This window comes from Limnospira fusiformis SAG 85.79, from assembly GCF_012516315.1.
In the GTDB taxonomy this organism is placed as follows: domain Bacteria; phylum Cyanobacteriota; class Cyanobacteriia; order Cyanobacteriales; family Microcoleaceae; genus Limnospira; species Limnospira fusiformis.
Genome location: NZ_CP051185.1, coordinates 1,425,676 through 1,451,498, shown reverse-complemented (window position 1 = coordinate 1,451,498; position 25,823 = coordinate 1,425,676). Strand labels below are relative to the sequence as shown.

Here is a 25,823-nt window from a genome sequence, read left to right as displayed (position 1 = left end):
AATTTATTATATGTCAATAACCTTCCTTGAAATTGGGGTTAAGATTTCCTGACGGTTCCCTGTCCCCGGCTCAGAAAAATTGAGGGGCGGGTGCGCGCTGTATTGTCTAATATACAGCCACAGCAACCCGCCCGCTGAACCCTAGCGCCAAGGTAGTTTTAGGTAGGTTTAGCGTTTAACCAACTTTTTACTCACCTTACGCAGACGCACGGACTCAGGAGTAACCTCCACCAACTCATCAGGGCCGATATATTCTAAGGCACGTTCTAAACTCATATCCATGGGAGTCTGTAATTGTACCAATTCATCCCCAGTAGCAGAACGGTGGTTAGTCAACTGCTTAGTTTTGCAGACATTTAACTCCAGGTCTTGGGGTCGGTTGTGTTCCCCAACAATCATGCCTTTATAAACCTTAGTTCCTGGGGTAATGAAAAACACACCCCGATCCTCAGCATTTTTCAGGGCGTAGAAAGTGCTAACCCCCTCTTCAAAAGAAATTAACACCCCATTGCGTCGCGCTTCAATATCTCCACTCATGGGACGATATTCTAGGAAACTGTGGTTCATAATCCCTTCACCACGGGTCATCCGCATAAATTCCCCCCGGAAACCTACTAAACCACGGGCGGGAACTACAAATTCCAATTGGCCGCGACCATTAACCCCCATACGCATATCCTGCATTTCGGCGCGGCGCTGACCCAAGCGTTCCATACAACTCCCTACAGCCTCTTCTGGAACATCTAAAACCAGATATTCAAAGGGTTCGCAGGGTTGACCGCTAACTTCTCGGTAAATTACCTGGGGTTGGGATACTTGGAACTCGTAACCCTCCCGACGCATATTTTCAATTAAAATACCTAGATGCAGTTCCCCACGACCGGAAACCATGAATTTATCAGGGGAGTCGGTTTCTTCAACCCGTAGGGCGACGTTGGTTTCTAATTCTCGCATTAAGCGATCGCGTAATTGTCGAGAAGTGACATAAGTACCTTCTTGACCAGCAAACGGGGAATCATTCACCGAGAAAGCCATTTGCAAAGTCGGTTCATCCACCCGGATTAAAGGTAAAGCCTGGGGTTCATTAGGGCAGGTGATGGTTTCCCCAATATTAGCATCACTGAAACCAGCCACAGCTACCAGATTTCCGGCGCTAGAGGATTCTAAATCAATCCGGCTCAGGCCTTCAAATCCCATTAACTTGGTGATTTTGCTACGAACTACCTCGCCATTTTCTTTCGCTAAAGCAGCCTGTTGTCCGGCTCTAATCACTCCATTATGGATTTTACCAATAACGATACGGCCTACATATTCGGAATAGTCTAGGGTGGTAACTTGCAGTTGTAGGGGTTTTTCTGGGTCGCCTACAGGTGGTGGTACATGGTCGATAATGTAGTCAAATAGGGGTTTCATGTCTACCCCTTCTTCTTCCAAGTCCTGTTTGGCGTATCCTGCTAAACCTGATGCAAACAGATAGGGGAACTCGCACTGGTCATCATCTGCCCCCAGTTCCAAGAATAAATCTAGGACTTTATCAACTGCGCCATAGGGTTCGGCACGAGGGCGATCGATTTTGTTAATCACCACAATGGGGCGGAGTCCCTTTTCTAGCGCCTTTTTCAGGACAAAGCGCGTTTGAGGCATCGGGCCTTCGTTAGCATCGACAATCAGTATACAGCCATCAACCATACCTAGCACCCGTTCCACTTCTCCGCCAAAGTCGGCGTGACCGGGGGTATCGACAATATTAATTAGTGTTTCTCCGTAGCGAACGGCGGTATTTTTAGAGAGAATGGTGATTCCCCGTTCCCGTTCAATATCATTGGAGTCCATAATACAGTCCGGGACATCTTCCCCTTCCCGGAAAATACCGGACTGTTTGAGAAGAGCATCTACTAATGTGGTTTTGCCGTGATCGACGTGAGCGATAATAGCAACGTTGCGAATGGGAAGAGACATACTTGATCAGTTGGGATAACAGAGATTATCTGGAAATGCAAAAATTTCACATCTCTTAATAATTTTAACCTATCTGGCCGAAACTCACAAAAAAACCTTTCGTCTCACCCCCTCCCCAGAAGCCGGGTTTATTCATGTTCTCGCCCCCACCTACCCCCGCAGGAACTACCCTAACCCAAAAGCTGAGTTTATTTATCTTCTCGCCCCCACCTACCCCCGGAAGAACTACCCCAACCCAGAAGCCGGGTTTATTTATCTTCTCGCCGCTAGTCGAGGAACTAGCGGAACGCCGCCCCTACATGAGATCGCCCTCTCCCAGAGGTAGACAGAGAGGGGGTGTCAAATTCTCTATTCCCTATTAATTAACTCATCTCTAACATCCGCTGAATAGGTCGCCAAGCAGCCTCTATGGTAGATTTAGGTAAGGTGATTTCTGGCTGTCTATTTTTCATAGATAAATAGAGTTTTTCGAGGGTATTTAGCCTCATGTGGGGACACTCATTGCAGGCGCAACTGTTTAGGGGGGGCGCGGCAATAAACAGTTTGTCGGGAGCCTCTTTTTTCATCTGGTGAATAATTCCAGGTTCTGTCACTACAATAAAGGTAGAATTAGCACTTTCTTTGGCATACTTTAATAAAGCAGTGGTAGAGCCTATATAATTGGCATGACGTAAAACTGGGGGTTCACATTCGGGGTGAGCAATAATTTCCGCGCCGGGATATTCAATCCGTAGTTGCACAATTTTCTTTTCGGAGAAATTCTCATGCACCATGCAAGCCCCCTCCCATAATAGCATTTCTCGTTGAGTTTCCGCCATGACATAGCGCCCTAAGTTGCGATCGGGTGCAAAAATAATTGGCTGATCTGCGGGAATTTGGCTAACTATTTTGACGGCATTAGCACTGGTGCAGATGATATCACTCATCGCCTTAATGTCGGCAGTGCAATTAATATAAGATACCACTAAATGGTCAGGATGGGCAGCTTTGAAGGCAGCGAAAGCATCGGGAGGACAACTATCAGCTAGAGAACATCCTGCATTAAGATCGGGGAGTAAAACCTGTTTTTCTGGATTGAGAATTTTAGCGGTTTCTGCCATGAAGTGAACCCCCGCAAAGACAATAACATCTGCATGGGTTTCGGCAGCTTGGCGCGACAGTCCTAGGGAGTCGCCAATATAATCAGCGATGTCCTGAATATCGGGGTCTTGGTAATAGTGGGCCAGCACGATCGCATTAAGGTCCTTCTTTAAAGTGGCGATCGCCTCAAACAAGTCCTCTGGCTTCTCATATTCAGTCGGTTGTCGGTCTAAAGTCGCTGCAAACATCAGTTGACCTCTGGTTTGTGATTCTCTAATTCCTAATTATAGTTGAATTCACCAAAAAGAGTAAAGCCAGAAATCTCAACCTGGGGTCGCAACAACTTATCCTAGAAAAAAACGTACTATCAGATACAATGAGCCCATCACCGGAATTAACTATCAAAATTGCCCTCATTGGAGATATCCACGACCAATGGGAACCAGAAGATGAGATAGCCTTAAAACAGTTGGGGGTAGACTTAGCCCTATTTGTAGGTGATTTTGGTAATGAAGCCCTAGAGGTGGTCAAGGCGATCGCTAACTTAGATTTACCCAAGGCGGTAGTGTTTGGAAACCATGATGCTTGGTATAGCATGACCGAATGGGGTCGCCAAAAGTGTCCTTACGATCGCACCATGGAAGACCGGGTGCAAACCCAAATTGATATGCTGGGACCCGCCCACGTGGGCTATGGAAAACGAGATTTTCCTGAGTTAGGATTAACGGTTGTGGGTACTCGACCCTTTAGTTGGGGGGGGCCACAATGGACAAATCAAGAATTTTATCAAACCCGCTTTGGTGTCAACAGCAACCAAGAATCAAGCGATCGCATTTTAGCCCAAGTTAAAAACGCCGCATTTGACCAGATTATTTTTTTGGGACATAACGGCCCATTTGGTTTAGGAGATACCCCAGAATCACCCTGTGGTAAAGACTGGAAACCTATTGGCGGCGACTATGGCGACCCAGACTTTGCCGAAGCTATTACCCAAACCCGCAATTATGGAAAAACTATCCCCCTAGTCGGTTTTGGTCATATGCACCACACCCTCCGCCATACTAAAGCCTATCTGCGGAAATCCCTAGCTGTCGATGAACATCAGACTATATATCTTAATGCTGCCAGCGTCCCACGCATTCAAGGCACAGGACCTGATAAATATAGACATTTTGCGATCGCTATACTTAAACAGGGTCAAATTCGGGAAGCCTCCCATATTTGGGTCAACTCACTCGGTCAGATCATCCAACAACAACATCTATACCCATAGACCACAAAAATGGACCGCCTCCCTTTCTCATGTAAAACTCCTGGGAGGGTTGGAAGCTCCGTGATTTATCGCGGAGAGGAAAACCGACTCAAGCGGCTGACCGCCGCCAGCACCCCCTTGCGGGGTGGAGGGGTATGGTTGCCCCTCCATGGAGCTATGGTTGGCTCCAACTCCCTTGCGGGGTAATGTTTGCGCTTGCGCTAACGCGCACGCTGCGCGAACGCCAATGTTCAGAGTCGGTACTATCCAAATCGCACGTCCTTAACCCCTTAGAGATGTTTAACGATTCGGTTCATGAGCCTGGAACTAGCACGCATTCCAGGGTAGGAACTTTAACTCTTGCTCTGAACGTAGCCAGTTAAGGCTATAGCTGGTCAGCTACCTGAAAGGGGGGCACGAAGCCCCTGTGCTTCAGCCGGGGGTGCTGACAGACCCACACCTACTTAGGGCGCGTTGTCCAGAGAAATGGCGGCGGTCATAATTCTTAGCCTGATTCCTAGCCTTGAATACTTATATTTGAGCCATCAACGGATTCTCTACTCCAACCTAGTCATAGACTCCGGTATTGAGGCGGAAATCTCCTTCCTGTAGAATCGGCTCTACCGGAGTGATGGTAAACTCACCGATATAGCGTTCTATAATCTCTTTCTGGGCATCGGTTAACCCCGGAATTTCTAATACTTCCTCCACTGAATCATAGGGCGCTGCGTCAATGATAATTTTGGCCAAGGTGGGAAACATTCCCGGATATTGACGGAATTCTCGGATTGAGCTATTATTCAAATCCAATTTTTTCCCAAATTCAGTACCCAACTTGGCATCAGCCTTGTTTCTACGGTTAACTTCCGCCAAAACAGGTGCTTGCAGACTCCGTAATTGAACAAAACTCAAATCCGCTGCCCATGCAGGCTGAGGGACACTCCATCCTAGCAAACCTACCAACAAGCCTACTAAGGCTAATACCTGACCCAATCGTTTCATTAAAATTCTTCTCCCATTTGTTCTAAACTACATAGACAGAATCCACAAAATCTGTATTACGAATCCTGCAATATTGTTGAATATACCCCAACACCGCACCTTTAAAGGAAAATAATTCGGAATTGTCGATCATGGATCGTTTCACCCCAGACCCTCTCAACTATCAATTCCTACATAATTTGATTTTCCTCAACCCGCCCCCATTAGGCAATAGCCAATCACCGGGAATTGTTCATTGTTAATTGTCCTCGGAATTATGTTAAGTTTTGTAACAAGCCCCTCGTCACAAGTAGGGGGTAGGGGTTGCTTTCTGAGTTCGTTTCTGCTACTATATTAAAAAATCGCAATATAGACAAAATTTTATGGTTTGCAAATACTACCATTATTTGAAAGTATGTCAATATAGTATCACGATTTGGGGCGACCTGTCAACCCTTCCCATAAATAAAGTTCAGCGACGAGCATAATAATCTAAAGCATAATCCCTAAAACGTTCCAAATCCTTAGCAATAGTAGACTCAACGACACCCCCAAGAAAGAGATTATCCATAATTTTCCCTAACAGACCGGGAATGGCATAAGAGACTGAGAGGCGGACAATACTACTACCATGGCGATCGTAAAAACGGATAGCGCCTCGGTTAGGCAACCCATCGACTGATTCCCATTGAATAATCTGATGTGGAATCTCTTTAAGAATGCGAGAAAGCCAGCTAAATTCAAAGTTACCACTAGCTAATTTCCACTTAGAAAGTTCCGGGTTGTCGTCTAAGATTTTGACGGACTCGATCCACTTCATCCACCGTGGCATTTGTTCTAAATCTGACCATAAATCCCACGCGATATCAATGGGAACATTAACTTCAATTTGCACGCTATGTTCTAACCAATCAGCCATTTTAGTTACTTAATTATTAAGGTGTGAGGTAGTTGATATTTAGGCACAGTCCCCGCCCTACTTATAGCAAGCCAGACAGGGACAAGATTTTATGGCTGTACGCCCGGCTTGCTCATTTGGAGAAAGTTAGCAGCATTTTCCAGGATCACACGGGCAGCCTGTCGCCCAGAGAGGGTAGCACCTTCCATGCTATCAATATAATCCTGTTGTGTGTAACTTCCAGCCAAGAAAAAGTTAGCAATGGGAGTTTTTTGGGGGGGACGGTAGGGGTCCATTCCGGGGGCTTCCCGATAGAGGGACTGGGCTAGTTTAACTACACTATACCAAGTCATATTTAACTCTCGGGAAGATGGGAAAAGTTGGTGAACTTGCTGGAGAACATGATTGGCGATCGCCTCATTATTTTGTTTAATAAAAGGGTCGCCAGGAGTCAAAACTAACTGTAGCAGAGAACCCTGTCCGGGACGGTAATAGTCCCCCGGACTGGTTAAAGCCAAATCAGCAAAACAGGAGAAATCGGCATCAGCAGTATACAGCAAGTTATCTATACCTGCGGCTTTTTCTAACTGTTGGCGTGCGAGTGAGTCTTGAAGTTCTGTTACCCAACCATCAAAGCGCAATTGCACTGTGGCTACGGGAACAGTATCTAACTTGTAAATATTGTCAAATTCCGGCCATTTTCGCCAAGCCTCTGGGAGCATTTTTTGAGCCCCAGGAACATCACAGGCGCAAACATAAGCATCTGCAATAATGGTTTCTTCGGTTTCCCCTTGGGCTACCACCAAGCCAGTGACATGGGTTTGGCCGTCAATTTCGGTAAACTGAATTTCTCTAACCCGTCGTCGCAGATGAATTTTAGCGCCCCGTTGTTGGAGATAGTTAACAATAGGTTTATGGAGATATTCCGCTGGAGACCCTTCCAACATTCGCAAGACGGAGGCTTCTGTTTTGGCGGCGAAAAACTGAAAAATCGTCAGCATACAGCGCGCGGAGATATTTTCAGTATCGATAAAACCTAAAGCATAGGCGATGGGGTTCCACATTCGTTTGAGGCTACCTTCAGACCCTCCCTGGCGGCGAAACCAGTCCGCAAAACTGACTTGATCTAGGTCTCGAATGTTTCTCATGGCTCCCTCAAAGTCTACCAAACCCCGGACAATGGGGCTAGTTCCCAGGGCGATCGCATTTTGCAATTTATCCTGAACGGAAAGCTGAGAAGTTGTGAAAAAGGCCTTGAGTCCGTTGAAGGGTGCGCCAGTGATGAACCGGAAATCTAAACTTCCGATCACGCCATCGCGGTTGACAAAGCAGTGAATATGGTCTTTTAATCGCAGATTCTCAAAGGCTCCCACCTTTTTCATTAAATCAAATAGTTGGTAGTAGCAGCCAAAAAAGACGTGCAGACCCATTTCGACATGATTACCTTCTGGGTCTACCCAGCTACCTACTTTACCACCCACAAAGGGGCGAGACTCAAATAGTTCTACTTCATGTCCGGCATCAACCAGATCAACAGCCGTGGCCATGCCAGCTAATCCAGCTCCAGCGATCGCAACCCGCATCCTACATTATCCTTAACAGTTCCTTTACGAATTTTAACAATAAAGTGATCCTACTGATCGATTTTTCGTTCAATTTTCCAGTTATGGGACTTGCAGATTGATTCTAGCATCTCCACAAAGCTGTCAATCCTAGCTTTACCCGCACCATAACCTAGATTTAAAAACCCGACATCTCCACCAGCAGTGATGACATCGATTTCACAATAGTCAAATTCGGCATAGTTTAAAATTATCGTGGTTGACAAATTGGCAGAAATTCGCGCCGACAAAGACTCCTCGACTAAGATATTGACATTACCAATAGTGCGGACAATGACATCGGGGAAGTAGTCGCAGAGTTCATGGACTAGCTGATCTAAATAAGAACCCCGTAGGATAACCGTTTGAATATTCATAGGGTGATTGGCTTGTAAATCTTATTACTGATAGGAGTTGAGGGCGGATAATTGCCCGGCTGTCCTCAAAGTCTCAGCTTTGTGGACCTAACCCTATCTCTGTTATTATCCTGCCATCTGGGAGAAAATGATTCAGTTTTCCAAAAAACTTAATAAGTGACCACAGAACCCCAGCCTTAACCATTTACGCCGTGATGGTGAACCAATTGTATAACTGAAAAGTTTTATGTGATTGACAATACACTGAATGGCTATGGTTGTGGTATAATGCGATCGCATTTTTAGTCAATTGTCACAACTCGCCACTGGGTTAAGATGATCACTTTTGAGAAGTTTTATCACTATGGTACTCAGTCTATGAGTTGAGACTATTCTGATTATCCACTGTCTGGGGGCGTTCTAAGTTTATCGCCATCAAATAAATTGCCGAAATCTGTCAAATAAGTTATAGTGGTTGTTGCTATACTATGATCTACGGTAAGATTGATTGAGAACATGGCAGGGCTAATTTAGCAACTTCTCCCCTAGCAGATACATGGTCGCTGTCTGAACCCACATCTAATCAACATCAAGGTGCTTATGAAAACCATTTTATTTTTGTCTACAGGAAATGACTACCTCAGTCGATTTTCTGAATATTTGTTTAATTATTTGGCGGAAACCAGGGGCTTGAGTTGGCGTGCTTATTCTGGTTTATTACCAGTAGATAAAAGCCATTATTCTAGTAATTATTCAATGGGGGCGATCGCCTTAGAGGTGATTGACGAATTGGAGAAACGGGGTATTTCCTTAGATTATTCTGTGCGGACTATCAGACCCGTATCTCAAATCAACTTTAAAAATGCCAATAAAACGATTGCCATTGATGAATCAACCTATCGTCCATTAATGGTTAAACGATATCCTTCCTGGGTGAATACGGTCGAGTATTGGAATTTATCCGATATCAAACCAGCCAGCCGAGAGTCGTCTTTACAACAGCTAGAAAAGCGGATTAACCAACTTATTAACCAGTTAGCACCCAGTCAGGGAAATTTAGCCTCTGTGTGGGCGGGATATGATGACTAATGGCTTATAATTCTCGGCGGGAAAAAATAGCGATCGCCAAGGCTAAGAGTAGGACGGTGTAAATGATACCATATCCAGCATTAGCCACGAGAATAGGAACATCAGGGATCTCGGCATAAACGGCATCATTTTTGAGATTCAGACGGGCTAAATCCGGTAAAATGACATACATAGCCGTAGTGACATTTTCAATGGTGTTACTATCGCTAATTTGACCTAATTCGAGTAAGTCTCGACTCAAACTCCCCATTACATAAACCGCAAAAGTTAGGAGTGTAGCCAAGAGAGAACTGGTCAACACCCCTAACAAAATCCCGGCGGCTCCAATTAGCCCAAACTTAATCCAAATAAACAGATTAGAAATGGCGATACTTTGTCCGGGGTAGGGAATTTGGTTAAGACTTAAAACCCCCATATATATGACTGTCATTACCACCAATAAAACTGCTAAGACCGCCCACAAACCCAAATGTTTACCAATAATCAATTCTGGGCGGCTAACTGGCTTGGAAATCAGTAAGTAAACGGTGCGTTTTTCAATTTCCTGGTTAATTAAGTTGGTACTGACAAAAACTGCGACAATTAAGCTAAGAATGCTGATAGCAGCTAAACCGAGATCTAAGACAATTTTATCTTCTAAACTAGCAGCGACTTGCGGCATTAGTTCAACTGCTGCTACCATCAACAGCGCAAAGATACCCAAAATATAGAGAACCCTAGCGCGCATGACTTCCCAAAACACATTTTTGGCGATCGCCATTATCCTTCCCAACATGATGTTTGACCCTCCTATAACCACGATGGTTATCACTTGACTAGGATTCTTTCATATTAGCGTAATCTGATGTTGACTACTCCAAAAAGGCGATCGCCTCCTCAGTATATATAGGACATTCACCGGGACTGATACAATCAACAAATAACTCCATTTTCGACATAAAGACTGACCCGAAAATGGTAGCAAAAGAAACATCGGCTGCATCTCTTCCGGTCCCAATGCGGATCAACCCAGTCCGGGGAACTAAACGAGTCGCATCAAACAAATACCAGCGATCGCCTAAATAAGCCTCAAAATAGGCATGAAAATCGGGGGGTTGCAAATCATAAGCATAGCCAGTCACAAACCGCGCGGGAATATTCAAAGACCGACAGAAAGCAATACCTAAATGGGCAAAATCTCGACAAACTCCCGCCCTTTCGGTGGCGGTATCAAAAGCGGAGGTATGGGCGTTGGTACTCCCTGATAAATAAGTGACATTTTCATAAATCCAATTACAGATAGCTGTCACTCGCGAATAGTCAGGAACTAAATCACCAAACTCGGTCTGGGCGAACCGCATCAAGCGATCGGACTCACAATAGCGACTAGGATATAAATAAGGTAACACATCCAAAGGCAGTTTCGCTGGGGGAACTTCTGGAATATCGTGAGGGTGTTCTTCAAAGGGTTTAAATTCAACTGTGGCTTGATAAGATACTTCCAAATTTCCGGTAGGTGAATTAACCCTAATGTATCGGTTTTCTAGTTCTGGAGGAATGTATTCATCCATAGGAACATCAGGTGCAATGTGTAGGTCTTCTTGGAGGATATTTTGAAATCGGTTATTGCAAACTGCAATATTGAAAATTAAGGTACTATCGCTATAAATCTCATAATTTAGCTGACAGCCTAAATTGAATTTCATAGATAATTAATCCCCCTGATTGGTAACTTGTTGTAACGTTAGTTGATAGCGATAAAGGGCGACGGGATTTCCGGCGGCTTTAAAGTAATTAGGATCTTGTGGGGATAGGTAAATCGCTGTCATCTGATTACCTACTATCCCTTGTTTCTCCTGTCGATAAGCTGTGGTTGTTTCTACCTCATTCAGATATAGGGTTGATTCTCCCTCAAATATCTGCTGGGCGATTTCTGAGGCGATAAATTCTCCTGGTGATGGTGTTTCTGTTCCGCGACTGGTTACCACAGATATCAAGCTACGATCGCCAGGAAATTTAGTAATTTGGCGGTTGGGATTATTGGGGTCAACCTGTACGGATATCACCCCCCGATCGCCTAATATAGCCTTAGCAATATTTAACCCATTACCAGAGCGATCGGCTACTATCTCAGGATAGAGTTTTTCCTCTAACTTCAACCGGGGAACCGGAGATAACACCGAGGATATAGGCGCAGATTTCATCTCCCTAAACTGGACTTGAAAACTTATGGGTTGATCGAGATAGCCAAGATTTCCCTCAAAACCAGGAGTTACCAGATCCGGTGCTAGGGGGGCGCGCGCCTCCACTAGGGTACTGGTGACATCCCATTTTCCCGCCATCCATTCTGGGTAGACTAAATCTCCCCTCGCTTCACTCAAGACGGGTTTTCCTTTCCAGTCGGGAAATTCACGATCGCTTAATGAACCCGCCCACGCCGCAGATGGCGATAACCAGAACAGCAGCCCACCTAAAAACAATAATAAAGCCAAAGTGGCGCGATCGCACCTCATCCTATAAAGCAAATTCATATTACCAGGAACAGGACAAGCATAGCCTTGCTTAAATACAAGACCCATTGTTGATTGGAGTGAGAAAAATTAATGTATCTAATGCACGGGGAAAAAACTATTTTCCGCCGCTACTCCTATTATAACACACTTCGAGATTTTTGACGATGGTTAAAATTAAATCTTGGTGAACTTAGGTCAGCTTTTGGGCTAGTAGCAAGGAGGTTGATCAAGTCTGTGGTGCGATCGCCTGTTGGCAATAGTTGACCATCATTAGCAGTCCAGCGGCTAACAATAGTTAACTAAACAGTGCTAGGATCCCACTTAGGATAGATGATCGGAACGAGTAAGTTATGACCGCAAATAAAATTGGTATTGCCGTAGTCGGGACGGGATTTGGTCAAAAAGTCCACATCCCGGCTCTCAAGGAACACCCCCGCACGGAGATTATAGCAGTTTACCATCGAGATCTAGACAAAGCCAAGGCGATCGCATCTGAACATAATATTCCCCACGCCAGCGATCGGGTGAGTCAAATGGTCACTATACCAGAAGTCAGCGCTGTTACGGTTGCTACCCCCCCATTTCTCCACTTTCAGATGGCCAAAGAAGTTCTCCACGCTGGAAAACATCTGTTATTAGAAAAACCCACCACTCTTAATGTTGAAGAGGCCAAATATCTGTATCAACTGGCTAACGACAAAAACTGTGTCACCACCATGGATTTTGAATTTCGCTTTGTCCCGCAATGGCTGCAATTAGAAAAACTACTACGCCAGGGATATGTCGGACAACCGAGGCTAGTCAAGATTGATTGGTTAGTGTCCAGTCGCGCCGATGCTAATCGACCCTGGAACTGGTATGCTGAGAAACAAAAGGGCGGCGGTGCTTTAGGCGCGATCGGTTCCCACAGCTTCGACTATATACACTGGCTATTTGGTCCGATAAGCCGCCTGTGCGGACAGTTAAGCACAACCATAGCCGAACGTCCTGATCCGGCTGAGTCCGGCAAACTGAAGCCTGTAGATGCCGATGATACCTGTAATTTAATCTTGGAGTTAGCCGACGGAACCCCCTGTCAGGTATGTTTGAGTTCTTGCACCTTCCAGGGACGGGGACACTGGGTAGAAGTCTATGGTAGTGATGGAACATTAATTCTCGGTAGCAATAATCAAAAAGACTATATCCACGGTTTCAAATTGTGGGGAAGTAAAGCTGGGGAAGATTTGGCAGAAATTGCCATTCCCGATAATTTGCAGTTTCCCAAAACTCATGATGATGGTCGCATCTCTGCCTTTTTGCGGGTTGTCGATCGCTGGATGGAAGCTATCTCACGCCATGAGTCCCTGGTACCTTCTTTGCGGGAGGGGGTCTATTCTCAATTACTAATGGATCTCACCCATGAATCCAATGTTACAGGGACTTGGGTTGATGTTCCTGATCTGAACAATTTATTGTAGATTTGTGCAGGGATACTAGCCCTACATCCTAGGATATGATGGCTAATATAGGTGAGAGCCTAAATGTAAGTATAACAGTATGGTTATGTTCACGCGCTAGGTCATTGATGGTGTTAAGTCCAGTTACAAATTTATAAGAACGGCCTGTTTTTTTGTTAAGATTAAATTAAAGGTAATTGCGGTGTGGCATTAAGACTTTGGACAAGCCATTTAAAGCCAGTTGCGAGTTAAAAATCAATGCGGATGTTTGGTATTACCCCTCTCAATTAAGGTCTGTTATAGTCAGACCCGTTGTTATAGACTGATCCGTGCTTTGTGCCAGTCTCTTCCCTGAAGTGGGAATAATTATATGACAGTAAAATTTAAGGTAAAACTATGTCCAGATTAAACGGCCGAGTTTTCGACCTGGGAAGTGGGGTATTGCGTCAGATCGGCATTAGCCCTGACATCTCCTTTGACGATATAACTCGCCTGACTATCCACATTACCAATGCACCGATCGCTTTCATCAGCTTTATCGACCAAACTCATCAGTGGCTGAAGGCTCAAATAGGCTTATCTGATGATCTGAGTGTTTATTTGGATTTTTGCGGATATGCGATCGCCTATCATCGTGGTGGGAATCTCAGCACCGAGCCCGACAGTCCTACCTCCCAACCGATTATTATTCAAGATATCAGCACTCACCCCAAGCTGGCTAATCATGCGATCGCTAACAATGAGCAACCCATCAAATCCTATCTGGGTGTTCCAATTACTACCCGAGATGGCTATCAATTGGGGATGCTATCAGTGATGACTTATGAGTGCTGGCAACCTTCATCAGGGCAGATTATAGCCCTAGAATCCCTCAGTCGTCAAGTAGCTAACCAAGTTAATTTACACAGACAATTAATGGACCTACACGGGAAACTAAGTCATCTGGAAACTATTATCCAAGAAAGGAGAAAGGTATGGGATATTGTCCGACAAGAACGGGATTTTGTCAATGCGGTTTTAGATACTATTAGCGCCCTAGTAGTGGTGATTGATCCGGATGGTCAGATTGTCCGTTTTAATAAAAGTTGTGAACAATTAACGGGATATAAAGCGGGAGATGTTGAGGGCTTATTGATTGAGGATTTAGGATTATCAATTTTTGATCAAGACTGGGAATCATTGAATTGGGGTTTAGCAGCCATTGAGTTTGACGATCCGCCCCCATCATCTCATCAGGTCCAATCGAATAGTATAAGGATGGGTCATTTTCCAAGACAGTGTGAGAACCTCTGGGAAGGAGCTAATGGAGATTCCCATTTAGTCGCTTGGTCAAATAGTGCCATTAGGAATCCAGATGGCTCTCTCAGATATATATTAGGCTGTGGAATTGATATTACTAACCGCAAACAGTCCGAAGAAATGTTGCATTTATTGCAACGGGCGATCGAAGCTAGTCCTAATGGGATTGTAATTTCGGAAAACACCAAAAATGATCTGCCAATTATTTACTGTAATGCAGCTTTTGAAAAGCTAACTGGGTATACTAAAGAAGAGGTGATTGGTCAAAACTGTCGGTTTCTACAAGGACCAGAAACCCATGAAGATGCGATCGCTATGATTAGACAATCCATCAAACGCAAACAAGGATGTAAAGTGACATTAAAAAATTATCGGAAAAATGGTAGCTGCTTCTGGAATGAACTAGCTATTTCTCCGGTGCGAGACCACCGAGGAAAACTCACCCATTTTATTGGTATTCAAACTGATATTACCGAACGGAAGCAGTCCGAAGATGCTCTGCGAGAAAGTGAAGCCCGCTACCGTCTGTTAGCCGATCATGCTACAGACTTAATCTCCCGACATGATGCTGAGGGTATTTATATTTATGCGTCTCCAGCCTGTCGAGATTTACTAGGTTATGAACCGGAAGAATTAATAGGAATTTCCGCTTATAATTTTTTCCACCCTGATGATAGAGAGCGCATCCAGAAATCTCACCAGACCTTATTGAGTAACTCTGATGTGGATACGGTAAGTTATCGAGTTCGGCGTTCCGATGGTAGTTTTATATGGTTTGAAACTACTTCTCATGCTATCCGCAATCAAGAGAATAATGATATCCAAGAGATCGTATCTATATCTCGTGACATTACCGAACGCAAACAAGCAGAAGAAATCCTGCGGGAGCGATCGCACCTTTCTTTATTAGAGGCGGAAGTTGGGAAAGCCCTAGGACAAGGTGGGACAATACCAACTATTTTGAATCGTTGCGCGAAAGCAATGGATCAGTATTTAAAAGTCGCGGGGGTATCGATATGGACCATAAACAGTCAAACTAATCAACTCGAACGACAAGCTGGGGCGGGAATTGTTACCCTGAAAGCACCCACACCTCAGCTATGGAACCATGAACTATCGCAAATGTCTCAACAGATGGCGCAGCTTTCCCACCAAACCTTAGAAGTTCCACTGGTGGTAGAAGGGCGGTTAATGGGGATGATGGCTATTTGTAGTTCTCATCCATTATCTCCGCAAGTTCAGGATGTGCTAGGTTGGATTGCTAATGCGATCGCTGTAGGAATTGACCGGGTAAAAGCCCGCGAAGAATTGCAAAGCCGTAGGGAAGCCTTACTATTTCGCTTGGCTAGTCAAATCCGCAATTCCCTAGATATTGACACAATTTTGGGAACAGCAGTTCAGGAGATCCGCAGTGTTCTACAAATCGACCAATGCCATTTTTTGTGGTACTTACCCACCCAACCGAACAGACATAATTTTGCCATTACTCACGAATCGCGATCGCCTTCTTTATCAACAGTTTTAGAAGATTACCCCTCCGATAAAATTGGCTGGTTGGCTCATAAAATCTGTAACCGGGAAACAGTACAGGTTAATAATCTACAAGATACAACCGTTTTAGATGCAACTACCAGGGGATTACTGGAAGATGCGGGAATTGCTTCGGAAATTTTACTACCCCTGGAGACGCGATCGGGACAGCGGGGGGCTGTCGTCTGTAATCAATATAATAGTCCTCGCGATTGGATAGATAGTGATGTGGAACTATTACGAGCCGTAGTAGATCAATTAGCGATCGCCATTGACCAAGCCGAACTTTACGCCCAAACTAGAGCCGCCGCCTTAGCCGCCCAAACTCAAGCCTTCCACCTAAGCGAGGCTCTCCAGGACTTGCAACAAAAAGAGTCACAATTGATTCAAAGTGAAAAAATGTCTAGTTTAGGACAAATGGTGGCGGGGGTAGCCCACGAAATTAATAACCCGGTTAATTTTATCTATGGGAACCTCACCTATGCCCGCGATTATACTAAGGATCTGCTGGAATTGGTGGAACTGTATCAAGAACAATATCCAGAACCCCTGGAAGTGATCCAAGAACGCATAGAAGATATTGACCTAGACTTTTTGGTGGAGGATTTACCGAAAATCCTGTCTTCCATGGAAATGGGAGCCGATCGCATTCGTCAAATTGTCGTCTCTCTACGGAACTTCTCCCGTTTAGACGAGGCGGAAATGAAACCCGTGGATATTCACGAGGGTATTGATAGCACCTTATTGATTCTGCAAAACCGCCTGAAAGCAAAAGGTAGTAGTTCTGGTATTGAACTGGTTAAAAAATATGGTCAACTTCCTAGGGTGGAATGTTATGCGGGACAGCTTAACCAGGTGTTTATGAATATTCTCAGTAATGCGATCGATGCTTTAGATAATCAACCAGACCCCCGTATGATCACCATTACCACCGAAGTCGTATCAATTAGCTCTGGGTCTAACTTATTTCCACTTCCCGCTTCTGATGTCATCAAAACCACCTCTGAAGGGATGATCAAACCTCCCGTATCCAAAAGCGAACAGGTGTTGATTGAGATTCATGACAATGGTCAAGGTATTCCAGAGGATTTAAAAAATCGATTGTTTGATCCATTTTTTACCACTAAACCCGTTGGGAAGGGGACCGGACTGGGACTATCAATTAGTTACCGGATTATTGTTGAAAAGCACGGAGGAAGCCTCAAATGTATCTCCAAGCCGGGAGATGGCTGCACATTTGCGATTCAGATTCCTATTCAACCCCCCCCGGAACTCAAGCACGCTCATTAGATCTACCAGCCTCTGACTGCTTTCCATGTCCGGGAAGATAGGGGGCTGAAAAAAAATTTCCCAAAACACTTGACAAAACCGGGGTGAGTGTTGATATGATAATAAGGCTGAGAGATTATTGGGGCGTCGCCAAGCGGTAAGGCAGCGGGTTTTGGTCCCGCCATTCGGAGGTTCGAATCCTTCCGCCCCAGTTTACTGTAATGAGTTATCAAGCCATATCCTAGGCTGGAGTTAATATTAGCTATTTCCGAGAGTAGGGGCAACTGATCAATTGTCCCTACCTGGCTGGTTTAACCAAGAGCGCTATGGTAAAGTTAAAATATCAACTCCCTGGTCAGTTACAGCGATCGTGTGTTCAAATTGAGCAGACAGCTTACCATCTGTGGTAATTGCTGTCCAACCATCATCGAGTACCTCTGCTTCCCAGGTTCCCTCATTAATCATCGGTTCAATCGTAAAAACCATTCCTGAGCGCAGTTTTTTACCTTTTCCACGGGTTCCATAATGGGGAATTTGCGGTGCTGTATGAAAGACCGTATTAACCCCGTGACCGACAAAATCCCGCACTACAGAAAACCCATAACTTTCCGCGTACTCTTGAATAGCAGCCCCAATATCCCCTATGCGACTACCCGGTTTCACCGTCGCAATAGCCCGCCGCAAACATTCCTCCGTGACTTCAACCAATTTTTGAGCCGTCGGGGAAGGATTACCTACAAAAAAGGTTTTTGAGGTGTCGCCGTGGTAGCCATCAACTATAGGGGTGACATCAATATTGATGATATCTCCATCTTGAAGAATCTGCTTGGCGCTGGGGATACCGTGACAGATAACTTCGTTAACACTGGTACAAATAGACTTGGGGAACCCATTATAACCGAGGGGAGCGCTACGGGCACCATGAGCCTGAGTCCAGCGTTCGGCTTCATCGTTGAGTTCTAGGGTACTGACTCCTGGTTTAACCATCGGTTCTAGGTGGTTCAGTAGTTGCGCGGCTAACTTTCCGGCTTGGCGCATCTTTTCAATTTCTCGGCTCGATAGCAGTACGATTGTTTCGGTTCCCATTTGTATAATTAGCTAGTTGATACCCTAATTAGTAGGCTTTTTCTCTACCTAACCTATCACAGTTGATGGTTCTACGGGGTGCGCTAAGGTACTATCTGCTTAAAATGGTATTAAGATAGATCAACAGTGGCATCATACTTAGCTATGGAGGCAACATGACTGATCGACGGAACCAGATAGATCAAGAAAGCAGAACTTGGGGTATGATCGCACACCTGAGCTCTTTTGTGGGTTATGTCATACCTGTGGCTAATATCGTTGGACCTTTGGTGATTTGGCTGCTGAAAAAGGATGAGATGCCATTTGTTGAATATCAAGCTAAAGAAGCGTTGAATTTTCAAATCAGCATTTTGATATATCTGTTTGTATCCATCGTGTTGATTGTGTTTTTAGTTGGAATTCCTCTGCTATTTGCGGTGTTGTTGTTTGATTTGATTTTTACTATTGTGGCAGCCAGCAAAGCTAATGAGGGTATCAGATATCGCTATCCTTTGACTTTAAGATTGATTAAATGATTCACTAATGGCTTGATTTTTTATGCGGATATGGCAAGCTGATTTTTATCGCCGTCCTCTTCGGGATGACAGCGGACAGCCTTTGTGGGAACTGTTACTTTGTGATGAATTGGGCGATCGCTTATTGGTGGCGACTTGTCCTCAGTCGGAAGCTAACTCTACTTGGCTGCTGAAACAGTTAGAAGAAATTTGGGACACTGATCAACCTGATCTGATTCAGGTGTTTCGACCTGCTTGCTTGAATCTCTTTGAGGTGGTGGGTAAACAGTTGGGGGTGACTGTCCAGGGGACTCGTCGGACGCTGGGTTTAAAAAAATTGCTGGCAGAGATGATGTTAATTTATCCCCAAATGCCAGGTTATACTGGCGAGGATTATGATCCTTTGGCTATTGATAAATTACCCCCTTTACCTCTACCGGAAAATCTCTGGGGGACGCGCTGGCGGTTTGCGACTCTTCCAGCGGGAGACCTTCAGGAAGTCTTTGGCGATCGCCCTATTCCTATTTTGGATATGCCATCATTTTTACTACCCCTGAATTTGGGTCTGGCTTCTACCGTTGCTATTTCCGGGGTGGTTATTGATGGGGGTCGCCAGTCTATGCGCTTGGCTAGATGGTTACAGTCGGTTAAACCTGTCGGCTTGAATTACATTCCCGGACAACCTGATGGCTTGATTTTAGAGGCGGGGTTGAGCGATCGCTGGGTAGTTGCTACTTTTGATGATGATGATGTCGCTCAGGCGGCGCGGATGTTTGAGACTCGTAAACGCTTGGCTAAGGGATTACATTTTCTCTTGATTCAACCTGATGATTCTGGGGTAACTTATACGGGTTTTTGGTTGTTAGCAGGGGAATGAAAAATTCCCCCTCAAAAGTTGTTGCTCATCCCCTGAATATGGGCGCGATCGCTGTGTTGAATAAAAAATCAAGCGTATAGCCATGTAACCCCCACAAGAATATGGTAACTGATGGGGAGGGGAATTGTCAACGGTTGGGGGAAATGAGGCGCGGCTGAGAGTGTTGAACAAAAAATCAATTTTTGTGGGAGGTTATGGGGTGTTGGTTCCGAATAGGCGATCGCTTCAGCGGTTGGATAGAAATTTTGTCAGTTGAAAAAATAGCCTATTATTGTGCGACTTCACTTAAGTTTGACACTTGAGCCGTCAAGTCGGGTGGGGGATTGTTACTTCTAAGACTGATCGGCGGATTCGCAAAATCCCATTTTGGGATTATCCGATCATGGGTTTATGCTGATTTTTGTGAATACCATGCTAAATAATGCACGATGAAGTCCACCTTTAGTCAAGAATATGATGTTTTTCGGAAGTGTATGATTGCGGCTCGAAAAAATGCGAATCTTACCCAGGCAACCCTTGCCAAAGCCGTCAAAAAGCCTCAATCTTTCGTCGCCAAGTACGAGAATAGGGAACGTAGATTAGATGTGATTGAGTTCCTGAGACTGACTCATGCGATCGGTGTAGACCCTTGCGAAATTATCAGACAAGTTGAGCAATCTTTGGGCACTACATCTGGCGAGGGCAAAGTATGAATACACAAGACATTATTAGATTAGCATCTGAATATTTAGCTAATTTATCAGGGCATACGTTCGATATATTAAAGGTTTATAAACCCACATCTGCCGAGGCAGCAGTTAATCTAGCTAAAGTGATTTCAAAGCTATCACCGCTATTGGGAAATCTGATTGAATTCAACACAGTTGAGTTGTTAAATAACCAAGAAATATTTGCAACATTCGGAGAATGGAAAAGGCAAGACCCAGGATTTCCCGACACTATTTTTGTCGGCGACATCAAGCCAACACCAGGATTAGAGATAAAAGTATGGTTTCCATTAGCCACCGAAATAACGGCTCGTTTTAAAGATAGTCAAAATCATTTTCGCCGCGATCAAACATACGTTGCACTGATAGCTTGGTTACCGGAAGCTGTAATTTATGGTAGACCCAAGATTATTGATGTATGTGTTGTGTCGGGTTACTCGATCGCTAAAGCTAGAGACGATCACTATCATAACCCCCCAGATTATCTGATTATCGAGCCAGAAGATACAACCGAAAGAACAGCAAATTTGCAACAAACAAATACAAATGGTTATAAGTTCCAAGGGACAGATGAAGATTTCATGGAAGCCGAGGAAATAGTTAAATCTTGGGGGAATGATGGAAGAGTTTATAAGCCAACGCCAGAATATCAGAAACTTTTACGAGAACTGATCGCACATTTTAAATACAGATTGGACACCAACTTTGCCAAGATGGACAGAATTGTACATCCAGAAATTGAAAGTTTTAAGGAACGTATTTATAAAACTGAGTGTTCTGGAATGGAAATTTATCAATGGCAAAAACTTTTGGCGAGTCGGCGAGATGAGTCAATGAAATCTGCCTTGAGAAGATATCTGGGAATTACAGAAGAGAACATTGATAAAATACTTGACTAAACCGTTTCACCCCATAATAGAAATAAGTTTCGTCAATTTCACAAGCGAAAGCTTTGCGGTTAAGTATGTTAGCAGCCAAAGAAGCACTAAACAGTCCGCCAAATGGTTCCCAAATAACATCCCTTTCTTGGCTAGAAGCTTCAATAATTAGCTGCATGAGGTCGAGGGGCTTTTGATTCAAATGGACGGCTTTACCGTTGGGGGTTTTTATTCGTTCGTTATTCCGTAAAGCCGATCGCTGCCAAACATTGGTAAAACCGTGAGGACATCGAAATTGGGAACGCATTTTCCCCCATTCTTCAGCGGTCAAAGGATGTAGGCCATCTACAGAAAAATAAGGCTTTCCGTCGGGTTTTCCATATTGGTTGGCATAGCCAACTAATTTCTGAAACATATCGGGTGGAGGAAAATACCATAAATGCCCTTGGTCGAAATACTTTCTGGTGGCGGCATCTGCGACACCACAAGCCAGATTGGCTTTGCGTAAAGGTAAACCCGATCGCAACCATTCTTTTCGCAACCATTCTTTCAAGGTTAAGTCATCGAATTTAACTTCTCTGACATATTGAACACAAACTTCTGTTACCACAGGAAAACGTCTGATTTTTTCTGTATTGACATTCCCAGCAATATGAGCTTTTCCCTTGTTCCATATATTGCAGTTGACATAGCGCCAACCCAATTTCTCAAGGATTGGATGTACGACGGCCCATCCAATCTCTGAATTCCAAAACCAGAGGGTTGTACTGGGCAATGCCAACTTTGACCAAGCTGCGATATGGGGTTCATACCACTCGGGCAAATCGAGATGATCAGATGTATCACCTTCAAAGCCTAAAATACCGTAGGCTCCATCTGATATGATGACTGTGGGTTTGTCCCAAGACTGATAATATTCGGCACTATCACCAAGATTCAAACTGACACTGTTGTTACTCCAGCTTGAAAAGGTGAGTGGTTGGTCCAGTTGAACGGATTTGCTGCGTCCGACGGTACTGGTTGCTTTATTTTTCTTTGTGGTTGGCAGCTTATGGTACGGCTCAGATAGACCCATGTATCTTTCATTAGGTTTCACAAACAGGCTAAACATCTATACTTTATCCCATCTGGGAATATTTGGCGATCTAACCAATGATTGAAGTGAAGGGCAAGGGTGGTGGGTGCCCCTTTCATATTATACTTGAGATGGGGCGACAACATCTCCCCATTGCGGATCGAGTTGTCCTTTTAATTGAAGATCTCGCCTAATCAGGTTGTTTTAGATGTCAGCACCCCCGGCTGAAGCACGGGGGCTTCGTGCCCCCCTTTCAGGTAGCTGACCAGCTATAGCCTTAACTGGCTCCGTTCAGAGCAAGAGTTAAAGTTCCTACCCTGGAATGCGTCCTAGTTCCAGGCTCATGAACCGAATCGTTAAACATCTCTAAGGGGTTAAGGACGTGCGATTTGGATAGTACCGACTCTGAACATTGGCGTTCGCGCAGCGTGCGCGTTAGCGCAAGCGCAAACATTACCCCGCAAGGGAGTCGGAGCCAACCATAGCTCCATGGAGGGGCAACCATACCCCTCCACCCCGCAAGGGGGTGCTGGCGGCGGTCATCCGCTTGAGTCGGTTTTCCTCTCCGTGATAAATCACGGAGCTTCCAACCCTCCCAGGAGTTTTACGTGACAAAATTGATGATTTCTGATTTTTAACGATTCCTATGTCTTTCGCCGATGCTGCCATTCAAGTTTTAGAAGATGTTGGCTCTCCCCTCCACTATCGCAAAATTGCTGAAATCGCGATCGCACGGAATTTAATTCCAACGAACGGCAAAAGTCCCGAAGCCACCCTCAACGCCATCATCGCCGTCGAAATCAAACAGAAGGGCGATCACAGTCGCTTCGTGAAGATTAATCGCGGGGTTTTTGGGTTGAGAAAATGGGATGTAACCTCGATGGATTCCGAATCGAATTCGACGACATCAGACCCGCAAACCGAACGCCGGGTTAAAATTCCCCACTTTCCCACCTATTCGGAATTGAGATTGATTTTACCGATTTGGAATGGACGCGATCGCGCGCAAATCACGGGACTGCGATCGGCGATAATGAGTCTGTCGGGAACCCCCCAAAATCCGGTAGATTGGACCAATCCAGACCGCTGGATATGGGAACGCCTGGAAGGGGAGAATCGAGAACTGGCGGAGGCGATTTGGACGGGAAGCGATCGCCGGGTGAACCCCCGTCACGTTTACGGACACTGGCTGCTGTCTCGAATCTATGAATTGCTGGAAGACGATTCAGGGGGGAAAGTTGTATTAACTGATGCGGGACGGGATTTTATCTGCCATTCCTTGGGAGACGTTGAAAAACAAATTGACGAACGGGAAGGCTTATTAAAATTACTAAGTGTGGTGGCTGAAAAAGGGGGAGGTCGTCGCGGAGATTTTGTACCCGATTGGTCGGACTATCTCAAGCGTTACTCCCAATTCGGCACAGACAGCACCATCAAAGATACGCTGTGGCGGCGGCTTTACAATTTAGCCGATCGCGAATTATTGATCAAAACGGGGACAACCTACAGCATTACCGACGCGGGTTTGAATTATTTGAAAGATTCGGGAGGCGATGAAGAACTCGACGGCGGGGGGAAAGTACAGGAAATTTTAACCCTGGTTAAAGAGCAGAAAGCCTCGGTCAGATCCAGCATTAAAGAAATCCTATCGACGATGGCTCCCACCGCTTTTGAGTATTTGATCAAGCAATTGTTGGAGGCAATGAATTATCAAAATGTGGAGGTGACATCACCGACGAATGATAAGGGAGTCGATGTGGTCGCGGATATCGAACTGGGGATCACTTCGGTGCGGGAAGTGGTGCAGGTGAAGCGACAACAGGGGAACATTCAAAGACCAATTTTGGATGCTTTGCGGGGGTGTTTGTATCGGTTTCAAGCGGTGCGGGGTACGATTATCACCACGGGCGATTTTTCCAAGGGGACGGTGGAGGTGGCGTTCGCCCCGGGTGCGCCGCCAATCACGTTAATCAACGGAGAAAAACTGCTGGATCTGTTAATCGAATATGGAATCGGGGTGAAAACGAAAGCGATCGAAGTATTAGAACTGGATGCCGATGCCTTCGCTCAGAATGATAGTTATACCTCCGATTTAGAATGAAATTATAATTCCACTAGAATAGAGAACCCGTGTTCTCCTAGGAGTCCTTTCCGCCCGGCTGTATTTTCTACCAGAACTGTAATGGTAAGTTGTTGGATCATATTCCCACTGGCAGAATATGTATTTAATAGAGGCGATCGCTCTATGTTGAATAAAAAATCAAGCGTATACCCATGTAACCCCCACAAGAATATGGTAACTGATGGGGAAGGGAATTGTCAAGGGTTGGCGGAAATGAGGCGCGGACGGAGTGTTGAATAAAAAATCAAGCGTATACCCATGTAACCCCCACAAGAATATGGTAACTGATGGGGAGGGGAATTGTCAAGGGTTGGGGGGAAATGAGGCGCGGACGGGATGTTGAATAAAAAATCAAGCGTATAGCCATGTAACCCCCACAAGAATATGGTAACTGATGGGGAGGGGAATTGTCAAGGGTTGGGGGGAATGAGGCGGGGGCGGGGGAGAGGGTGGCTAATTGACAAATTCGAGTATTTGATTGGCGGTAATTTGTGGCTGTTCGAGGTGGGGAACATGACCGCATTTGTCAATCCAGATAAGTTTACTGTTAGGGATAGCGGTTCGGAATTTATCGGCATCTTTGGTTCCCAAGATTTTGTCATTGTTGCCCCATAAAATTAAGGTGGGTTGTTGAATAGTATTTAAGCGATCGCCAAAAGCACCATAACCGCCACTTTTGGTAAACTCAATTAAACCGCGATTCCATAATGGTGATTGTAGATGCCACGCGGCGCATAACTGAGCATCACGGGAGGCGAGGGTTTTGTCAAAATAGGCGTTTTCGCTGATACTTTGGCGAACTTTGGGTTGTCGCAGAAATTCGGTAGCGAGATAGTCGAAGGGTGGAAATAAAAACTTGCCAGCGATGGGACCTTTATTGATTCCGGCACTATCAATTAGGACGAGAGATTGTACAGCGTGGGGATGATTTAGGGTAAAGTCGATGGCTGTAGCACCTCCCATAGAAGCGCCAACTAAGATAACTGGCTGATTGATGCGGGATTGCCAGAAAGCGTAGAGATGGGCTAGGATATGAGCAGGATTAACGGTTAAATAAGGCGATCGCTGCGTAAAGCCAAAGCCCAATAGATCCACGGCCCAGGTTTCGGTGGTATTAGCTAATAGTGGTAAGAGTCGGCGAAACTCTAGGACGGAACTATCGAAACCGTGTAGGAGAAGAATGGGAGGCTGTGGGTTTCCTTGGCGGACATAGGTAGTGAGGATAGGTTGAGGGACGGCTGGGAGGGTTATGGGTTGAGCAATAATTGCTTCAGCGAGGGAGATAGAAGTCAATTCGGTGAGTGGTTCAGCCAGTGGGGGTAAATACTCAGGAAACATAAAA

At 45.1% G+C, this 25,823-nt stretch carries 23 protein-coding genes and 1 tRNA gene; 10 read left to right on the top strand and 14 right to left on the bottom strand.

All coding sequences use genetic code 11. The annotated features are described in order from the left end of the window. Positions 1–168: 168 nt before the first annotated feature. Entirely contained in the window at positions 169–1,959 is a 1,791-nt protein-coding gene (gene typA, locus HFV01_RS06940) for a translational GTPase TypA (protein WP_193520937.1), read from the bottom strand. A gap of 362 nt (positions 1,960–2,321) precedes the next feature. Beyond that, positions 2,322–3,287, bottom strand: a complete 966-nt coding sequence (gene nadA, locus HFV01_RS06935; protein ID WP_006624381.1) for a quinolinate synthase NadA — start codon at positions 3,285–3,287, stop codon at positions 2,322–2,324. A gap of 128 nt (positions 3,288–3,415) precedes the next feature. Between nadA and HFV01_RS06930 the strand changes: the two genes are divergently transcribed. After that, positions 3,416–4,312 (top strand): TIGR04168 family protein, encoded by an 897-nt coding sequence (locus HFV01_RS06930; RefSeq protein WP_006624380.1) that lies wholly within the window; start codon positions 3,416–3,418, stop codon positions 4,310–4,312. Positions 4,313–4,858: 546 nt separating this feature from the next. Here HFV01_RS06930 and psbU read toward each other — a convergent pair. The 5 genes from psbU to HFV01_RS06910 form a co-directional block, all read right to left on the bottom strand. Continuing rightward, on the bottom strand, positions 4,859–5,293 hold the full coding sequence (gene psbU, locus HFV01_RS06925; RefSeq protein WP_006624378.1) for a photosystem II complex extrinsic protein PsbU: 435 nt from the start codon (positions 5,291–5,293) through the stop codon (positions 4,859–4,861). Positions 5,294–5,315: 22 nt separating this feature from the next. Next, positions 5,316–5,438, bottom strand: coding sequence for a hypothetical protein (locus tag HFV01_RS30255; RefSeq protein WP_315663033.1), 123 nt, complete (start codon positions 5,436–5,438; stop codon positions 5,316–5,318). A 306-nt stretch (positions 5,439–5,744) separates the two neighbouring features. Next, entirely contained in the window at positions 5,745–6,191 is a 447-nt protein-coding gene (locus tag HFV01_RS06920) for an SRPBCC family protein (protein ID WP_006624377.1), read from the bottom strand. Between the two features lie 89 nt (positions 6,192–6,280). Continuing rightward, positions 6,281–7,753 carry a 9,9'-di-cis-zeta-carotene desaturase gene (zds, locus tag HFV01_RS06915; RefSeq protein WP_006624376.1) on the bottom strand — a complete coding sequence of 491 codons (1,473 nt, stop codon included), beginning with the start codon at positions 7,751–7,753 and terminating at the stop codon, positions 6,281–6,283. Between the two features lie 50 nt (positions 7,754–7,803). Continuing rightward, on the bottom strand, positions 7,804–8,148 hold the full coding sequence (locus tag HFV01_RS06910) for a hypothetical protein (RefSeq protein ID WP_006624375.1): 345 nt from the start codon (positions 8,146–8,148) through the stop codon (positions 7,804–7,806). A 579-nt stretch (positions 8,149–8,727) separates the two neighbouring features. Between HFV01_RS06910 and HFV01_RS06905 the strand changes: the two genes are divergently transcribed. Further along, the gene (locus HFV01_RS06905; protein ID WP_006624374.1) at positions 8,728–9,216 is read left to right on the top strand and encodes an arsenate reductase/protein-tyrosine-phosphatase family protein; all 489 of its coding nucleotides are present in this window, start codon (positions 8,728–8,730) and stop codon (positions 9,214–9,216) included. 4 nt (positions 9,217–9,220) lie between these two features. Here the strand turns inward: HFV01_RS06905 and HFV01_RS06900 are convergent, their stop codons facing one another. The 3 genes from HFV01_RS06900 to HFV01_RS06890 all read right to left on the bottom strand — a co-directional run bounded on the left by HFV01_RS06900 (position 9,221) and on the right by HFV01_RS06890 (position 11,774). Further along, positions 9,221–9,991 (bottom strand): ABC transporter permease, encoded by a 771-nt coding sequence (locus HFV01_RS06900; RefSeq protein ID WP_006624373.1) that lies wholly within the window; start codon positions 9,989–9,991, stop codon positions 9,221–9,223. A 76-nt stretch (positions 9,992–10,067) separates the two neighbouring features. Beyond that, positions 10,068–10,901: a transglutaminase-like domain-containing protein gene (locus HFV01_RS06895; protein WP_193520936.1), complete on the bottom strand. Its 834-nt coding sequence runs from the start codon at positions 10,899–10,901 to the stop codon at positions 10,068–10,070. 6 nt (positions 10,902–10,907) lie between these two features. Beyond that, positions 10,908–11,774: a DUF6816 family protein gene (locus tag HFV01_RS06890; protein ID WP_006624371.1), complete on the bottom strand. Its 867-nt coding sequence runs from the start codon at positions 11,772–11,774 to the stop codon at positions 10,908–10,910. A gap of 284 nt (positions 11,775–12,058) precedes the next feature. Here HFV01_RS06890 and HFV01_RS06885 point away from each other — a divergent pair, with 284 nt between their 5' ends. The 3 genes from HFV01_RS06885 (at position 12,059) to HFV01_RS06875 (ending at position 17,454) form a co-directional block, all read left to right on the top strand. Then, complete coding sequence (locus tag HFV01_RS06885) at positions 12,059–13,165, top strand: Gfo/Idh/MocA family protein (RefSeq protein WP_046321389.1); 1,107 nt, start codon at positions 12,059–12,061, stop codon at positions 13,163–13,165. Between the two features lie 375 nt (positions 13,166–13,540). After that, positions 13,541–17,263, top strand: coding sequence for a PAS domain S-box protein (locus HFV01_RS06880; protein ID WP_193520935.1), 3,723 nt, complete (start codon positions 13,541–13,543; stop codon positions 17,261–17,263). 119 nt (positions 17,264–17,382) lie between these two features. After that, positions 17,383–17,454: transfer RNA gene (locus tag HFV01_RS06875), tRNA-Gln, on the top strand. A 112-nt stretch (positions 17,455–17,566) separates the two neighbouring features. Here the strand turns inward: HFV01_RS06875 and map are convergent. Continuing rightward, positions 17,567–18,328 carry a type I methionyl aminopeptidase gene (map, locus tag HFV01_RS06870; RefSeq protein ID WP_006624368.1) on the bottom strand — a complete coding sequence of 254 codons (762 nt, stop codon included), beginning with the start codon at positions 18,326–18,328 and terminating at the stop codon, positions 17,567–17,569. 155 nt (positions 18,329–18,483) lie between these two features. Between map and HFV01_RS06865 the strand changes: the two genes are divergently transcribed. The 4 genes from HFV01_RS06865 to HFV01_RS06850 all read left to right on the top strand — a co-directional run bounded on the left by HFV01_RS06865 (position 18,484) and on the right by HFV01_RS06850 (position 21,305). Beyond that, positions 18,484–18,843 carry a DUF4870 domain-containing protein gene (locus tag HFV01_RS06865; protein ID WP_006624367.1) on the top strand — a complete coding sequence of 120 codons (360 nt, stop codon included), beginning with the start codon at positions 18,484–18,486 and terminating at the stop codon, positions 18,841–18,843. Between the two features lie 22 nt (positions 18,844–18,865). Then, the gene (locus tag HFV01_RS06860) at positions 18,866–19,699 is read left to right on the top strand and encodes a Tab2/Atab2 family RNA-binding protein (protein ID WP_006624366.1); all 834 of its coding nucleotides are present in this window, start codon (positions 18,866–18,868) and stop codon (positions 19,697–19,699) included. A 428-nt stretch (positions 19,700–20,127) separates the two neighbouring features. Then, positions 20,128–20,391 carry a helix-turn-helix domain-containing protein gene (locus HFV01_RS06855; RefSeq protein WP_006624364.1) on the top strand — a complete coding sequence of 88 codons (264 nt, stop codon included), beginning with the start codon at positions 20,128–20,130 and terminating at the stop codon, positions 20,389–20,391. Next, complete coding sequence (locus HFV01_RS06850) at positions 20,388–21,305, top strand: hypothetical protein (RefSeq protein ID WP_006624363.1); 918 nt, start codon at positions 20,388–20,390, stop codon at positions 21,303–21,305. Before HFV01_RS06855 ends, HFV01_RS06850 begins: the two co-directional genes overlap by 4 nt. Here the strand turns inward: HFV01_RS06850 and HFV01_RS06845 are convergent. Together HFV01_RS06845 and HFV01_RS30250 are read right to left on the bottom strand one after the other, a co-directional pair. After that, positions 21,271–22,224, bottom strand: a complete 954-nt coding sequence (locus HFV01_RS06845; RefSeq protein ID WP_235677513.1) for a DNA methyltransferase — start codon at positions 22,222–22,224, stop codon at positions 21,271–21,273. The genes HFV01_RS06850 and HFV01_RS06845 overlap by 35 nt on opposite strands. Positions 22,225–22,812: 588 nt before the next feature. Beyond that, the gene (locus HFV01_RS30250) at positions 22,813–23,028 is read right to left on the bottom strand and encodes a hypothetical protein (RefSeq protein ID WP_071533653.1); all 216 of its coding nucleotides are present in this window, start codon (positions 23,026–23,028) and stop codon (positions 22,813–22,815) included. Here HFV01_RS30250 and HFV01_RS06840 point away from each other — a divergent pair. Further along, on the top strand, positions 23,006–24,460 hold the full coding sequence (locus HFV01_RS06840) for a restriction endonuclease (protein ID WP_193520934.1): 1,455 nt from the start codon (positions 23,006–23,008) through the stop codon (positions 24,458–24,460). The two genes, HFV01_RS30250 and HFV01_RS06840, sit on opposite strands and share 23 nt — an antisense overlap. A gap of 474 nt (positions 24,461–24,934) precedes the next feature. Here HFV01_RS06840 and HFV01_RS06835 read toward each other — a convergent pair whose 3' ends face one another. Continuing rightward, positions 24,935–25,819, bottom strand: coding sequence for an alpha/beta fold hydrolase (locus tag HFV01_RS06835; protein ID WP_006624358.1), 885 nt, complete (start codon positions 25,817–25,819; stop codon positions 24,935–24,937). Positions 25,820–25,823 lie beyond the last annotated feature (4 nt).